The sequence below is a fragment of the Streptomyces sp. NPDC005925 genome, assembly GCF_040638805.1.
GTDB lineage: Bacteria > Actinomycetota > Actinomycetes > Streptomycetales > Streptomycetaceae > Streptomyces.
Map to the genome: position 1 here is coordinate 465,752 of NZ_JBEXVL010000002.1, position 13,442 is coordinate 479,193.

General features: G+C 73.9%; 13 protein-coding genes and 1 riboswitch. Of the genes, 6 read left to right on the forward strand and 7 right to left on the reverse strand.

Translation table 11 applies throughout. The features are described from left to right. Positions 1–87: 87 nt before the first annotated feature. The 3 genes from ABZ354_RS04795 to thiO form a co-directional block, all read right to left on the reverse strand. Positions 88–882 carry a thiazole synthase gene (locus ABZ354_RS04795; protein ID WP_358652938.1) on the reverse strand — a complete coding sequence of 265 codons (795 nt, stop codon included), beginning with the start codon at positions 880–882 and terminating at the stop codon, positions 88–90. 2 nt (positions 883–884) lie between these two features. Beyond that, entirely contained in the window at positions 885–1,085 is a 201-nt protein-coding gene (gene thiS / locus ABZ354_RS04800) for a sulfur carrier protein ThiS (protein ID WP_358652940.1), read from the reverse strand. Then, positions 1,082–2,284: a glycine oxidase ThiO gene (gene thiO, locus ABZ354_RS04805; protein ID WP_358652942.1), complete on the reverse strand. Its 1,203-nt coding sequence runs from the start codon at positions 2,282–2,284 to the stop codon at positions 1,082–1,084. The genes thiS and thiO overlap by 4 nt, the downstream gene beginning before the upstream one ends. Further along, positions 2,282–2,393, reverse strand: a riboswitch (TPP riboswitch). It overlaps the preceding gene by 3 nt. Before the next feature lie 49 nt (positions 2,394–2,442). On the opposite strand from thiO, the gene ABZ354_RS04810 reads away from it, so the two are divergent. From ABZ354_RS04810 to ABZ354_RS04835, 6 genes are all read left to right on the forward strand, one after another. Then, entirely contained in the window at positions 2,443–2,787 is a 345-nt protein-coding gene (locus tag ABZ354_RS04810; RefSeq protein WP_358652944.1) for a hypothetical protein, read from the forward strand. Positions 2,788–2,825: 38 nt separating this feature from the next. Further along, entirely contained in the window at positions 2,826–4,067 is a 1,242-nt protein-coding gene (locus tag ABZ354_RS04815) for an FAD-dependent oxidoreductase (protein WP_358652946.1), read from the forward strand. Positions 4,068–4,184: 117 nt separating this feature from the next. After that, positions 4,185–4,550, forward strand: a complete 366-nt coding sequence (locus tag ABZ354_RS04820) for an Rv2175c family DNA-binding protein (protein WP_358652948.1) — start codon at positions 4,185–4,187, stop codon at positions 4,548–4,550. Positions 4,551–4,774: 224 nt separating this feature from the next. Further along, positions 4,775–5,449 carry a thiamine phosphate synthase gene (gene thiE, locus ABZ354_RS04825; protein WP_358652950.1) on the forward strand — a complete coding sequence of 225 codons (675 nt, stop codon included), beginning with the start codon at positions 4,775–4,777 and terminating at the stop codon, positions 5,447–5,449. 193 nt (positions 5,450–5,642) lie between these two features. Beyond that, positions 5,643–6,566, forward strand: a complete 924-nt coding sequence (gene metF, locus ABZ354_RS04830) for a methylenetetrahydrofolate reductase [NAD(P)H] (RefSeq protein ID WP_358652952.1) — start codon at positions 5,643–5,645, stop codon at positions 6,564–6,566. A 57-nt stretch (positions 6,567–6,623) separates the two neighbouring features. Continuing rightward, positions 6,624–7,571: a hypothetical protein gene (locus ABZ354_RS04835; protein WP_358652953.1), complete on the forward strand. Its 948-nt coding sequence runs from the start codon at positions 6,624–6,626 to the stop codon at positions 7,569–7,571. A 67-nt stretch (positions 7,572–7,638) separates the two neighbouring features. Here the strand turns inward: ABZ354_RS04835 and ABZ354_RS04840 are convergent, their stop codons facing one another. From ABZ354_RS04840 to ABZ354_RS04855, 4 genes are all read right to left on the reverse strand, one after another. Further along, positions 7,639–9,177 (reverse strand): NAD(P)/FAD-dependent oxidoreductase, encoded by a 1,539-nt coding sequence (locus ABZ354_RS04840; protein WP_358652954.1) that lies wholly within the window; start codon positions 9,175–9,177, stop codon positions 7,639–7,641. 514 nt (positions 9,178–9,691) lie between these two features. Further along, entirely contained in the window at positions 9,692–10,321 is a 630-nt protein-coding gene (locus ABZ354_RS04845) for a TetR/AcrR family transcriptional regulator (protein ID WP_358652955.1), read from the reverse strand. Positions 10,322–10,479: 158 nt separating this feature from the next. Next, a complete protein-coding gene (locus ABZ354_RS04850) occupies positions 10,480–12,576 on the reverse strand; it encodes a YhgE/Pip domain-containing protein (protein WP_358652956.1) in 2,097 nt (698 codons plus the stop codon). Continuing rightward, positions 12,548–13,339: an ATP-binding cassette domain-containing protein gene (locus ABZ354_RS04855; RefSeq protein ID WP_358652957.1), complete on the reverse strand. Its 792-nt coding sequence runs from the start codon at positions 13,337–13,339 to the stop codon at positions 12,548–12,550. The genes ABZ354_RS04850 and ABZ354_RS04855 overlap by 29 nt, the downstream gene beginning before the upstream one ends. Positions 13,340–13,442: the final 103 nt, after the last annotated feature.

The window sequence follows — 13,442 nt, forward strand, 5'->3', positions numbered from 1 at the left end:
CACCGACAACCTGGACCAATGCAGACCTCTGCAGCCGACCTGTGACGCTTCCCACCGGGGGACGCACCGCGGGCCCCGGCCGGTCCGTCAGAAGGCGGGGCGCTCCGGGTCCAGCACCGCCCGGCCCTCCACCGGGGACGACGCCTCCGCGAAGTGCCGCCGGGGAATCCGCCCCGCGCGGCGGGCCAGCCGCCCCGCCTCCACGGCGCGCCGCATGCCGGCCGCCATCAGTACCGGCTGCCGGGCCCGGGTGACCGCCGAGGCGAGCATCACGCCCGCGCAGCCCAGCTCCATGGCCAGTGCCACGTCGGACGCCGTCCCCGCACCCGCGTCCAGGATCACCGGCACGCGCGCGTGCTCGACGATCAGCTGGAAGTTGTGCGGGTTGCGGATGCCGAGCCCGGATCCGATGGGCGACCCGAGCGGCATCACGGCCGCGCAGCCGATGTCCTCCAGTCTCCGCGCCAGCACCGGGTCGTCGTTCGTGTACGGCAGCACGGTGAACCCGTCGTCCACCAGCGTCTCCGCCGCGTCCAGCAGCTCGACCGGATCCGGCAGCAGGGTGCGCTCGTCGGCGACGACCTCCAGCTTGATCAGGTCCGTGCCGAGCGCCTCGCGTGCCAGGCGCGCGGTGAGCACCGCCTCGCCCGCGGTGAAGCAGCCCGCCGTGTTCGGCAGCACCCGGATGCCGAGCCGGTCCAGCACCGTCAGCACCGAGCCGTGCACGTCGGGGTCGACCCGCCGCATCGCGACGGTCGTGAGCTGCGTCCCGGAGGCCACCAGCGCCCGCTCCAGGACGTCGAGGCCGGGCGCCCCGCCGGTGCCCATGATCAGACGGGACGTGTAGGACGTACCGCCGAGGACGAAGGGGTCGTCGGCCATGGTCAGCCTCCTTGGACAGCGGTGAGGACCTCGACGCGGTCGCCCTCGGACAGGGGCGTCGACGGCCACTTCGCGCGCGGGACGACGGTTTCGTTGAGGGCGGCGGCCACGCCGGCCGGCGCCGCGGTGAGCGATGCCACGACGGCGTCGAGAGCCGTACCGGGCCGGAACTCCCGGGGGTCCCCGTTGACGGAGACGTTCATGCGGTCTGCTCCGTGAGTGCGGTCTGCTCCGTGTGCGCGGACGGGTCCGTGGGGGTGGTGGCGTCGAAGCGCCTCGGGGTGAAGGGGCGGGCCTCCTCGGGCAGCTCCCCGGTGACCAGCGCGTGCGCCATGGCGTCACCGGTGACCGGCGTGAGCAGTACGCCGTTGCGGTAGTGCCCGGTGGCCAGCAGCAGCCCCGGCAGCCCGGTCGGGCCGAGCAGCGGAGCGTTGTCCGGGGACCCGGGACGCAGCCCGGCCCGGGTCTCCGTCAGGGGCAGCTCGGTGAGGCCCGGCACCAGCTCGTGCGCGTCGCGCAGAAGCTCGTACACGCCGCCCGCCGTGACCGTGGTGTCCCAGCCCATCTCCTCGCTGGTCGCGCCGATCACCAGCTCGCCGTTCTCGCGGGGCACCAGGTACACATGACCGCCGCGTACGACGGCACGCACCGTGCGGTGCAGGAACGGCGCGTACCGCTGCGGCACGGCCAGCCGTACGACCTGCCCCTTCACGGGTCGAACGGGTGGCAGCACGGCGTCCGGCACACCGGCGAGCCGCCCGCTGAGGCTGCCCGCGGCGAGGACGACCTGCCCGCCGGTGAGCGCGGTGCCGTCGGCGGTGACGACGCCGGTGGCCCGGTCCCCAGAGACGGTGAGCCGCTCGGCCCACTGCCGGTGGAACACCACTCCGGCCCGCTCGCAGGCGGCCACGAGCGCGCGGGCCAGGCGCCGCGGGTCGACCTGGTGGTCCCCGTCGACGCGCAGCCCGCCGCGCACACCCGGCGCCAGCATCGGCTCCAGGCGCCGGCACTCCCGCCCCGACAGCCACTCCGACTCGAGACCCGACTGCCGCTGGAAGGCGTGCAGTTCCCGCAGGTGGGCGCGGTCGTCGGCGTCCAGCGCGACAGCGAGCGTGCCGCAGCGGCGGTAGCCGAGGTCGTGACCGGTGAGGTCGGTGAGCTCCGCCACGAAGCGGGGATAGCGTCCGGCCGACACCAGGTTGAGGGCGAGCAGGGTCTGCTCGCCGTAGTGCAGTTCGGTGACGCCGGCCAGCATCCCGGCGGCCACCCGGGCGGCCCCGCCGCCCGGCTCCGGATCCACCACGCCGGTGGCGAGACCGCGCTGCGCGGCCCGCCAGGCCGTCACCAGTCCGATGATTCCGCCCCCGACGGCGAGGACGTCGGGGGTACGCGTGAGCGACATGGGCGTCCAGCCCCTCCCTTCGCCGGCATGACCCGGATCAGGTTCGTACGGTCGGAGGCCGCCAGCCTCCCTCTCAGCCCGGTGCGTCCGGGCTCCCGCGAGTGCTTTACGTTGGCCACCCTAACCCGCCCCGCCCGCACCGCTGAGGAGTCATCGCCGTGGCACGTTCACTCGACAACCTCGTCCTCGCCCCCGTCGCCGACCAGGCGCCCGGCCAGGTGGACACCCGCACCCGCTTCACCTACCACGAGCAGGACGGCGTGATCTGGGCCGACTACGCGGGCGGCGACGTCGTACGCGGGCACCTCGTGGGCACCCGGCGCGGCGACCGGCTGGACTTCCGGTACGTACAGCTCACACGGGACGGGGGCACGGCCTGCGGGCACTGCGTGTCGGCCGTCGCCGACCTGCCCGACGGGCGCGTGCGCCTGGAGGAGACCTGGGCGTGGGAGTCCCGGGAGGGCAGCGGGACCAGCGTGGTGGAGCAGGCCACGCCCGGCTGACCCGCCTTCGGGAGCCTTCAGGTGTCTAAGGTGATCGGGTGAGCGAGCAGACGCAGGACCGGGCAGGGGACACGGCACGCCGCGTGGTCGTCGTGGGCGCGGGCATGGCCGGTGTGCAGACCGCCGTCGCCCTGCGGGAAGCGGGCTTCACCGGCACCGTGACACTGATCGGCGCCGAACCCCACCAGCCGTACGACCGGCCCCCGCTGTCCAAGGCCGTCCTGCTCGGCGAGGCCGAGGACTCCGCCTTCGACGTTGACTTCGAGGCACTCGGCATCGAACTCCGACTCGGCCGCGAGGCCCTGGGCGTCCGCCCCGCCGACCACGAACTCGACACCGCCGAGGGGCCGGTGCCGTACGACGTCCTCGTGCTGGCCACCGGCGCCGAACCGGTCCGGCTGCCGGGCTCCGGGGCCGTGCCCGGCGTGCATCTGCTGCGCACCCTGGACGACGCCGAACGGCTGCGGCCCGTGCTCGCCCGGCAGCACGACATCGTGGTCGTCGGCGCCGGCTGGATCGGCGCCGAGTTCGCCACGGCGGCGCGCGAGGCGGGCTGCGCCGTCACCGTGGTCGAGGCGGCGGAGCGGCCACACGCGGGCGTGCTGCCCGCCGAGGTGGCCGAGCCGATGACCGCCTGGTACGCCGAAGCCGGCGCCGTTCTGCGCACGCACGCGCGCGTGGCGTGCGTCGAGCCGGGCGTGGTGCTCCTGGACGACGGTGCGCGCCTCCCGGCCGACGCGGTCGTCGTCGGCATCGGCGCCCGCCCCGCCACGGCGTGGCTCGCCGACTCCGGCATCGAGCTGGGCACGCGGGGCGAGGTGGTCGCCGACGCGCACCTGCGCACCTCCGCGCCGGACGTCCACGCCGTCGGCGACTGCGCGTCCTTCCCGTCCGGCCGGTACGGCGAACGGCTGCTGGTGCACCACTGGGACAACGCGCTCCAGGGCCCGCGCACCGTCGCCCGGAACATCGTCGGCGAAGCGCTCGGCGAACCACCCGCGGTCTACGACCCGGTGCCGTACTTCTGGTCCGAGCAGTTCGGCCGCTTCGTGCAGTACGCCGGCCACCACACGGACGCCGACACCGTCCTGTGGCGCGGCGACCCCTCCGGACCGGCCTGGACGGTCTGCTGGTTGCGCGACGACCGGCTGGTCGCCCTGCTCGCGGTGGGCCGGCCGAGGGACCTGGCCCAGGCCAGACGGCTGATCGAGGCGGGCGTCACGATGAACCCGCCGCTGCTCGCGGACCCGGCGCGTCCCCTGAAGGCGGCGACGGCCTGACACCCGCGCCGCACCCCCCGTTCCCCGCCGGTACGCGTGCCTGTACACGACCCGCCGGTGCGCCGCGCGGGGGGCTCCGGCTTCCGGCTGTCAGTGGCAGATGGCAGGCTTTGTTCCGTGACCGAGATTGACGCAAAGATCGATGCTCTCGTCCCTGCCTGGCTCACCCTCCCCGACATCGCCGAACAGTTCGGCGTCGAGGTGACGCGTGTGCGACAGCTGGTCAAGGACGGCCAGCTCATCGCCGTACGCCGTGGCGAGAACCGCGCGCTGCACGTTCCCGCCGCCTTCGTCGACGGGGACAAGGTCGTCAAGGGCCTGTCGGGCACCCTGACGCTCCTGCGGGACGACGGCTTCACGGTCGAAGAGATGCTGGAGTGGCTCTTCACCCCCGACCCGAGCCTGCCGGGCACGCCCGCGCAGGCCCTGAGCGAGAATCGCGGCACGGAGGTGAAGCGCCGCGCCCAGGCGCTCGCCGTCTGAACCCGAGCCCGATTGAGCAGAGCATGAATCCGACCTGACACCGTCGGCGTACGGGCCGGTTCGCCCGCCCGGGTCCCGGCCAGGGCCCAGCACGGCCCGGCCACGCCCCGGCCCGTACGCCGCACCCTCGCACCTCCGCGCGCAGACACCCGCATCCGGGTGCCGGCCACTCACGGCACGGCCCGCGCACCTGCCCACGCACCGAAGACCCGGGGGATCCACGCATGCCCGACATACCCGACGCTGCCACCGCCACGGGCGCCGCACGCGCCGCGCTCGGAGACGCCCGCCTCTACCTGTGCACGGACGCCCGCAAGCGCCAGGGTGACCTGCCCGAGTTCCTGGACGCGGTCCTCGCCGGCGGGGTCGACATCGTGCAGCTGCGCGACAAGGGCATGGAGGCCGCCGAGGAGCTGGAGCACCTGACGGTCTTCGCCGACGCCTGCGCCCGGCACGGCAGACTCCTCGCGGTCAACGACCGCGCGGACGTCGCCCACGCCGCCCGCGCCGGCGTCCTCCACCTCGGCCAGGGCGACCTCCCGGTCCCCGCCGCCCGCGCGATCCTCGGCGAGGACGTCCTGATCGGCCGCTCCACGCACGCCCGGTCCGAGGCCGCGGCAGCCGCCGCACAGGACGGCGTGGACTACTTCTGCACCGGCCCCTGCTGGCCCACCCCCACCAAGCCGGGACGCCACGCGCCCGGCCTCGCCCTCGTGCGGTACGCGGCCTCCCTCCGCACCGACCGCCCCTGGTTCGCCATCGGCGGCATCGACCTCGGCAACCTGGACCAGGTGTTGGAGGCCGGCGCCCGCCGGGTCGTCGTCGTCCGGACGATCACCGAGGCGGACGACCCGGGGGCCGCTGCGGCGGAGCTCGCCGAGCGGCTGCGCGGGGCGTGACCGAGGCGCGGACGGCCCTCTGACGGCCCGGGCGCCGCGTCGGGGTCATCGGAGCGGGGAGCGGAGCTCTCCCGTGGCCCTGTCGGAGCCCTGCGGGGTCCAGTCTGTCCAAGGATTGGACAAGAAGTGGACAATCCGGTCAAAAATTCGGCATTCGGTTGGGGTACCGCGACCGCCTGGCTAACCTGCGGGTATGGCCCTCGGAACCGCATCCACCAGGACGGATCGCGCACGGACGGTGCGCGACATCCTCGCCGGCGGCAAAACGACGTACTCCTTCGAGTTCTCGGCGCCGAAGACACCCAAGGGCGAGCGGAACCTGTGGAGCGCGCTGCGCAGGGTCGAGGCGATCGCGCCCGACTTCGTCTCCGTGACCTACGGGGCCGGTGGCACGACGCGCGCCGGCACGGTCAAGGAGACCGAGCAGATCGTCGCCGACACCACGCTCACCCCGGTCGCCCACCTCACCGCGGTCGACCACTCCGTGGCGGAACTGCGCAACATCATCGGGCAGTACGCCGACGCGGGCATCCGCAACATGCTCGCCGTGCGCGGCGACCCGCCGGGCGACCCGATGGGCGAGTGGGTCCCGCACCCGCGGGGGCTGACGTACGCGGCCGAGCTCGTCCGGCTCATCAAGGAGTCGGGTGACTTCTGCGTGGGCGTCGCGGCCTTCCCGGAGATGCACCCGCGCTCCGCCGACTGGGACGCCGACGTCGCGCACTTCGTCGACAAGTGCCGGGCCGGCGCGGACTACGCGATCACTCAGATGTTCTTCCAGCCGGAGTCGTACCTGCGGCTGCGTGACAAAGTCGACGCGGCCGGCTGCGACACGCCCGTCATCCCCGAGGTCATGCCCGTGACCAGCGTGCGGATGCTGGAGCGGCTGCCCAAGTTGAGCAACGCCTCGTTCCCCGACGCCCTGAAAGAGCGGCTCCTCACCGCGAAGGACGATCCGGCGGCTGTACGCTCCATTGGGATCGGGTTCGCCACGGAGTTCTGTGCGCGACTGCTGGCCGAGGGAGTCCCCGGACTGCACTTCATCACGCTGAACAACTCCACGGCGACGCTGGAAATTTACGAGAACCTGGGCCTGCACCATCCACCGCAGGCCTAGACCGGCCGCACGGACGTACGACACACTGCCGTAGCGGTCACTGGGAGAGGGGCGTACATGGGCTGGACGGTCCTCTACATCGCGTTCGGCATCGTCGCGCTGTGGCTGCTGGGCGAGGTGCTGCTCCAGTACAAGGCGCGTCTGCGCTGGCGGCTGCTGGCCTTCGGCGGATTCCTCGGCGTGGTCCTCGGTGTCCTCATCCCGTCCGTCGTCGTGATCGGTCTGGGCGCCGCCGCCTTCGCGGTCGGCCAGACCTACGTCACGCTGTCGTTCCGGCGCGGCTTCGCGTCCGGCTGGGCGGTCAACGCACCCGCCCTCAGCAGCAAGACCCGCCGCTACGACCGCGACCGCGACGAGGCCCTCGTACCCGAGGCCGCCGACAGCGGCTACGGCGACGGTGCGCCCACACAGAGTGACGACGGCATGCCCTACGCGTCCGACGCCTACGACCGCGACGACGTCTTCGCGCCCGCGCCTCCGGCTTCCGCGCCGATGCCCGCCGAGGCCACCGCGGTCTACGAGCCGCAGCCCATGCCCGACGACACCAGCGCCTACGGCATATACGGCGCCGAGACCGGCTACCCCCAGGCGGACCCGCAGCACGCGGCAGCCGCCCAGGGCACCGACCAGAACTACGCCTACGGGTACAGCACCGGCTACGACCAGAACTACGGCTACGACACCACGGGCCAGCAGCAGTACGCCGCCTACTCCGACCCGTACATCGGCACCCAGACCTACGGCGGCGCCCCGTACGACCCGGCGGCCTACGGCCAGCAGGGATACGGGCAGCAGCAGGGCTACACCCAGGACCAGTACGCGGCGGGCGGCTACGGCGGCGAGACCCCGGCCGACGGCGTGTGGGTGCCGCAGCAGCGCAGCACCGACCCCTACGGCGGGGAGATGCCGCCCGAGCAGCCCTACCCGTACCAGGGCGAGCAGCAGCAGCCGCAGCAGCAGCCCATGCAGGGCAACGGGTACGACGAGCAGCAGTACCGCTACTGAGCGGTGCCACCGCGCACTCGGCTGTCGCTGCCGACCGCTCACCGCTGGCGGCCCGTCGCGGGCACGCTCACTGTGAGCCGCGGAAGTCCGGTCCCTCCACGATCAGCCCGGCCACCAGCGCGCCCGACATGCCCGCGTGCGGCAGCCCGCCGCCGGGGTGGGCCCAGCCGCCGACCGTGAACAGCCCCGGTATGCGGGTGCCGTTCGACGGGTGCAACAGCCGACCGCCGGCCGCGGCCAGCGCGGGCGCGGGAACCGCACCGGAATCGGAGCCGGTCTGGGCGGCGACGTGAGCCGGTGTGCGCACCTCGCGCCAACGGATCCGCCCGCGCAGACCGGGAACGGCGCGTTCGGCGGCGGTGATCATGGCCTCGGTGTGATGCTCGAGGACCTCGGAGTCGGCCCCGTTTCCTGAGCCGGGCCGGGCCGGCACGGTCGACGTCAGCGTCACGGCCTCGTGCCCGGCGTCCGGGACCAGCCCCGGATCGTCGGGCCGCAGGACCGTCACCGTCGGGACCTGCACCCTCACCGGGGAGGCCCCGCCCGTGCCGGGCGTACCGAACAGCGGGTCCAGCTCCGCCTCCCGGTCCGCCGCGTGCACGACCGTGCGGTGCGCCGTCCCCTCCGGCCGTGGCCCGCGCAGCGCCAGCAGCACCGTGAGCCGGCTCGCCGCCACCCCGCGCTGCGGCGGCACATCGCCTTCCTCCCGTACCCCCGCCTCCCCGGTGAGCCGGCCGAGCACGCCCGGGGCGACACCGGCGACCACGACGTCGGCCTCCGCCACCTCCTGGCCGGCCAGCTCCACGCCCGCCGCCCGGCCGTCCTTCTCCACGATCGCGGTGACCTCGGCGCCGAAGCGGAACTCCACCCGGCGTGCCGCGCACCGCTCGTGCACGGCGCGGGCCAGCTCCCGCAGCCCACCGCGCACGTACCACATGCCGAAGGCGTGCTCCATGTACGGCAGCACGGCCGCGCTCGCCGGGGCGACCCGCGGGTCCAGGCCGTACGCGAGGGCGTGGCTCTCCAGCAGGGCGGCCAGCCGCGGGTCCCGCAGCTCCCACGCGGCGACCTCGGCGAGCGTGCCGGCCCGGCGAGTGCGCAGCAGCCGCTTGTGCGGGACCGCCGGGTACGGCTCACGCCCGGCCAGCACCTGCCAGTTCGGCCAGAGCGGCTCCTCCAGCAGCGGGCGGCGCGTGCGGTCCCAGGCCTCGCGGGCGCGCACCAGGAAGTCGCCCCAGCGCCCGCCCGCGCCCCCGCCCAGCGCCTCGTCCAGGGCGGCGACGACGCCCGCGCGCGAGGCGTTCGGCAGGGCGACCTCGGTGCCGTCCGCGAAGACGTGCCGCGACGACGGGTCGGCCTGGACCAGGTCGACCCGGTCCTCCAATCGCTCCTTGCCGGTCTTCACGAACAGGTCGCGCCAGACGGCGGGCAGTGGCAGCAGCCCCGGCCCCGTGTCGAAGGCGAAGCCGTCCCGCGCCACGCGGCGCACGGCCCCGCCGTACGTGTCCGTCCGCTCGTACACCGTCACCCGGTGGCCGGCGACGGCCAGCCGGGCGGCGGCTGCCATCGCGCCCATGCCGGCGCCGATCACCGCAATCCGTGCCATGCCGGCGACTCTATCCGCCCCCACCGACATTCCCCCCGCCCGCCCGTGAGCTGCGGCTTCCCGGACTTCGCCGAGTGGCTGCGGGTGCCGGGCGCGGCGGCCGGACGCCCGGTTCGGGAGTACCGGCGCGGACGCGATCGGCACCGGGGCCGGTGAGGAGGGGTGCGCAGGGCTGAGTAGTCGTACCCAGGGCGGCAGATGAGTACGCGCGCGGATGGGTGCCGGACCGCTCGAAGGAGAGAGTGGGGCACGGAGAAGGGGCGCGGCACCGGCACCGACGACACGGGGCGCCGGAACGGTGCGGCCCTCGATCCACTCCTCCCACCGGCCGTGGTCGGCGGGAGCGGGGCACGGGGGAGCACGGGGGAAGCAGGGGAGACCCGGGGGACGACCGGAAGACGGGGGTTCTACGGGGGGACGTACGGGGGAAGGGAAAGCGCCGGTCCGACGGCGGCCCGCGGGGGACGCGGTCGCGGCGGACCGGCGCTTTCCCGTACGTCACCGGCAGCGGTGCTCAGCCGCGGCCGCTCACCCGGCCCTGCAGCAGGCGGGACAGCGCCGCGTGCACGTCGTCCAGGGAGCGTTCCGGCTGGAAGGACTGCCAGTCGAGCGCGGCCACCAGCACCATGCCGACCAGCGCCGCCGCCGTCAGCGGCACGTCGATCTCCGCGCTGAACTCACCGCCGGCCACGCCCTCCCGCAGGACGTCCTCGACGACCGCGACAGCCTGCTGACGGACCACCAGGAGGGTGGACTGCCAGGCGCGGTTGGTGCGCCACAGCTCCGCCACGTACAGCTGTGTGAAGGCCGGGTAGCGGTCGATGAAGACGAGCCCCGCGCGGACCATCGCGTCCAGGGCGTCGACCTTGCTGCCGCCCCCGCGCGCGGTGCGCTCGGCCGCCTCCCGCAGGGACGCGGTGAGGAGCCCGACGCCGTGCCGCAGCAGTTCCTCGAACAGCACGGACTTGCTGGCGAAGTTGTAGTAGACGGTGCCCTTCGCGACTCCGGCCCGCTCGGCGATCTCGTCCACCGTGGTGGCGGAGAACCCCTGCTCGGCGATGAGCGTGACGGCCGCCTCGTAGAGCTTCTGCCGGGTGGTCTCACGGCGGGTTCGGCCGCCCGACGTGGTGCTGCTGCTTTCCATGGCCCCGATTCTCACAGCAATGGGACCCTTCCCGGACACGTCGGGTGCGGTCACGGGCCGGTGCGGGGTCGCGGGGTCGGGTGTGGTCGCCGGCTCGTGCGGGGTCACGGGGTCGGGTGCGGTCGTAGGCTCGTGCGGGGTCGCGGAGCCGGGTGCGGTCACAGGGTCAGCTCCGGGTGCAGCCGGTCCAGGGTCCACACCTGGCGTCGGCGGGCGGACAGGGCGGTCAGCGCGAGGGCGCCCGCGGTGAACGCCGCCAGCACCGCGCAGGCCTGCCACACCGGCCCGAGCCCGCCGCCCGTGATCAGCCTGCGCAACGCGTCCACGACATGGCTCATCGGCAGGAAGGGATGCAGCGCGTTGAAGAAGCCGGGGCTGGTCTGCACGGGGTACGTGCCTCCCGCCGACGTCAGCTGGAGCATCATCGCCGCCAGGACGAGGATCCGGCCCGCCGCGCCGAAGCGGGCGTTCAACCACTGCACGATCGCCGCGAAACACGCCGTCACCAGGAACAGGAAGGCCACCGTGCCGGCCGCCCGGGCTGCCCGTAGCCCGATCGCCCAGTGCAGCACCGACATCAGCGCCACCGTCTGGAGCACCCCGATCGCCACCACCGGCAGCCAGCCCGCCAGAGCGACCCGCCACGCGGGGGCGCCCGCGGCGAGCGCGCGCCGGTTCATCGGTGCGATCAGCATGTACGCCACCATCGCGCCCACCCACAGGGACAGCGGGATGAAGTACGGGGCGAACCCGGTGCCGTAGTTGGGCGCCCTGTGCAGGTCCTCGGAGACCAGCCGGACCGGGTCCGCCATGACCTCGGTGCGTGCGTCGCGGTCCTTCTCCGTGTAGTCCGGGATCCGTCCGGCGCCGTCGTGCAGGCCGCCCGCGAGCTTCCCGGAGCCGTCGGCCAGCTTGAACATGCCGCCGTTCAGGGTGCGTGCGCCCGTCCCGAGCTTGCCGACGCCCTCGTCCAGGCCGGCCGCGCCCGTCTCCGCGCCGCCGAGGCCCTTGTTCAGTCTCTTCGCGCCCGCCGCGACCTTCGCCGCGCCGTCGTTCAGCTTGTTGATCTTCTTCACGGCGGCCTCGAAGTCCTCGGACAGATGCGGGGCGCGGTCGGCCAGGGCCCGCGCCTGCTTCTGGAGGACGGCGAGGTGCCGGTCGAGCTTCTTCACGTCGCCGTTCTGATCGGCGATCAGGGTGTGGAGATCGTCGGCGACGGCCGCCACGTCGGCCGCGGCGTCCCTGGCCTTCAACAGATCGGGGCAGGCCGGGTCGGGCGGCGGACCAGGCGACGGGGGGCCCTCGCAGCGCGTGTGGTGGATCACGGTCAGCGTGTCCGCCGCGGTGTGGGCCGTCCTGGCGGCGGCAGGCGCCCGTTCGGCCAGCGTGTCCAGGTTGTCGCGGATCGCGCCGGAGGAGTCGGCGACCAGCCGGGCCGTGTCCCCGATGGTCTTCTCGTTGTCCCGCAGGAACGGGCCCGCCTGGTCCGCGACGCCGTTGACCAGGTCGGCGAGCGTCTGCGTGCCGTCGGCGACCTGGCGGGAACCGGACTGCAGAGCGCCCGCGCCCGAGTGCAGCCTGTCCAAGCCCTTGGCCAGCCTGCCGCTGCCGCTCTTGGCGTCCCGCAGCCCGTCGGCGAGGTCCTCGGAACCCTTCTTCGCCCTGCCGATCCCGCCCTTGAGTTCGTCGGCGCCCTCGGCGGCCTTCACCGTCTCGCCGTGGATGCCGGAAAAGGAGATGAAGATCCGGTCCAGGAACGACCGCGAGGCCTTCGTGGACGCCGCCCGCCGCACCTCGCCGAACACAGTCCGCGAGATCTGCCCGACGACGTAGTTGTTGGCGTCGTTCGTCCGCACCCGCAGGGCGCCGGTCTCGGGGGAGTCGCCCGCGCTGGACGCGATGCGCCTGCTGAAGTCGGCGGGCATGGTGAGCGACAGGTAGTACGTGCCGTCCTCCACACCCCTGCGGGCCTCGTCGGCGCCGACCTCCCGCCAGTCGAACGTGTCGCTCTCGCGCAGCGCCTCGGCGATGTCGTCCCCCGCCGTGAGCCGCCGGCCGTCGGCGCTCGCGCCCTCGTCGTCGTTCACGAGCGCCACGGGGATGCGGTCCAGCCGCCCGTACGGGTCCCAGAAGGACCACAGGTACAGGGCGCCGTACAGCAGCGGCAGCAACAGCAGCGCGACCAGCGCGGCTCTGGGAAGCCTGCCGCGCCCGAAGCGCCTCAGCTCAAGCGCGGCCAGTCCCGGCGAGCGCATCGGCCGCCGCCTCCTTCGATGAGTGATTGATCCCGCCGTCGCCGTCGCCGTCGCCGTTGTCGCTGTCCGGGTCGGCTGCGGGCCGGGTGGGCACGACGACCGTGCCCTCGGGGGCGTCGCTGCACACGGCCACGACCGTGGTGCCGTCGCCGGCGACCGACCTCAGCAGTGCCCACATCTCGTCGCGCTCGGGCGGCGACAGCTTCAGATCGGTGTCGTCCACGCCCAGCAGCCGCGGGCGGCCGACGAGCGCCAGCGCGACAGACAACCGCAGTGCCTCCAGCCGCTCCAGATCCCGTACGGCGGTCCGGGCGCCCTTGGGCAGCGTTGACCGGTCGAGTCCGGCGGCGGCCAGCGCGGAGTCGGTACGTCGCTCCGCCTCGTCGCGGCGCTCGGCCCGCGGGCGCAGCAGGGCGGGCAGCGAGCCGCCGAAGCGGCGCTGGAGCAGTGCCTGTTCCCGCAGGTGCTCACCCACGGTCAGTGCCGGGTCGAGTTCGGCGACCCCGGCGACATGGGCGAGGGCGCTGACCTGCCGGGCCGCGGACATCCGCCGGGGCAGCCGGGCCTCGCCCACGGCCGCCGTTCCCTCCGTCGCCCTCATCCGTCCGGTCAGCGCGAGGAGCAGGCAGGTGCGGCCGGACCCGGAGGGCCCCACGACGGTGATCAGCGCACCGGGCTCGGCGGCGAAGGAGACCCCGCGAAAGGCCCAGCCGCGAGGGCCCCGCAGGCCCAGACCCCGGGCCGTGACCGCGAGTCCGTGCACGGTTTCCTCCTCCCCCGCAGCGAACCCGCACGGGGAACGCCCTTTGAACTGACTGGTCAGTGCAAAAACTATCCCGAACTTGCGATCGAGGCAAAAGCCCAGG

What these genes read in the sequence shown, in the direction of transcription:
- ABZ354_RS04795 (WP_358652938.1), bottom strand. Translation starts at nt 882, where the DNA reads ATGGCCGACGACCCCTTCGTCCTCGGCGGTACGTCCTACACGTCCCGT.
- thiS (WP_358652940.1), bottom strand. Translation starts at nt 1,085, where the DNA reads ATGAACGTCTCCGTCAACGGGGACCCCCGGGAGTTCCGGCCCGGTACG.
- thiO (WP_358652942.1), bottom strand. Translation starts at nt 2,284, where the DNA reads ATGTCGCTCACGCGTACCCCCGACGTCCTCGCCGTCGGGGGCGGAATC.
- thiE (WP_358652950.1), top strand. Translation starts at nt 4,775, where the DNA reads ATGCCCGACATACCCGACGCTGCCACCGCCACGGGCGCCGCACGCGCC.
- metF (WP_358652952.1), top strand. Translation starts at nt 5,643, where the DNA reads ATGGCCCTCGGAACCGCATCCACCAGGACGGATCGCGCACGGACGGTG.
- ABZ354_RS04835 (WP_358652953.1), top strand. Translation starts at nt 6,624, where the DNA reads ATGGGCTGGACGGTCCTCTACATCGCGTTCGGCATCGTCGCGCTGTGG.
- ABZ354_RS04840 (WP_358652954.1), bottom strand. Translation starts at nt 9,177, where the DNA reads ATGGCACGGATTGCGGTGATCGGCGCCGGCATGGGCGCGATGGCAGCC.
- ABZ354_RS04845 (WP_358652955.1), bottom strand. Translation starts at nt 10,321, where the DNA reads ATGGAAAGCAGCAGCACCACGTCGGGCGGCCGAACCCGCCGTGAGACC.
- ABZ354_RS04850 (WP_358652956.1), bottom strand. Translation starts at nt 12,576, where the DNA reads ATGCGCTCGCCGGGACTGGCCGCGCTTGAGCTGAGGCGCTTCGGGCGC.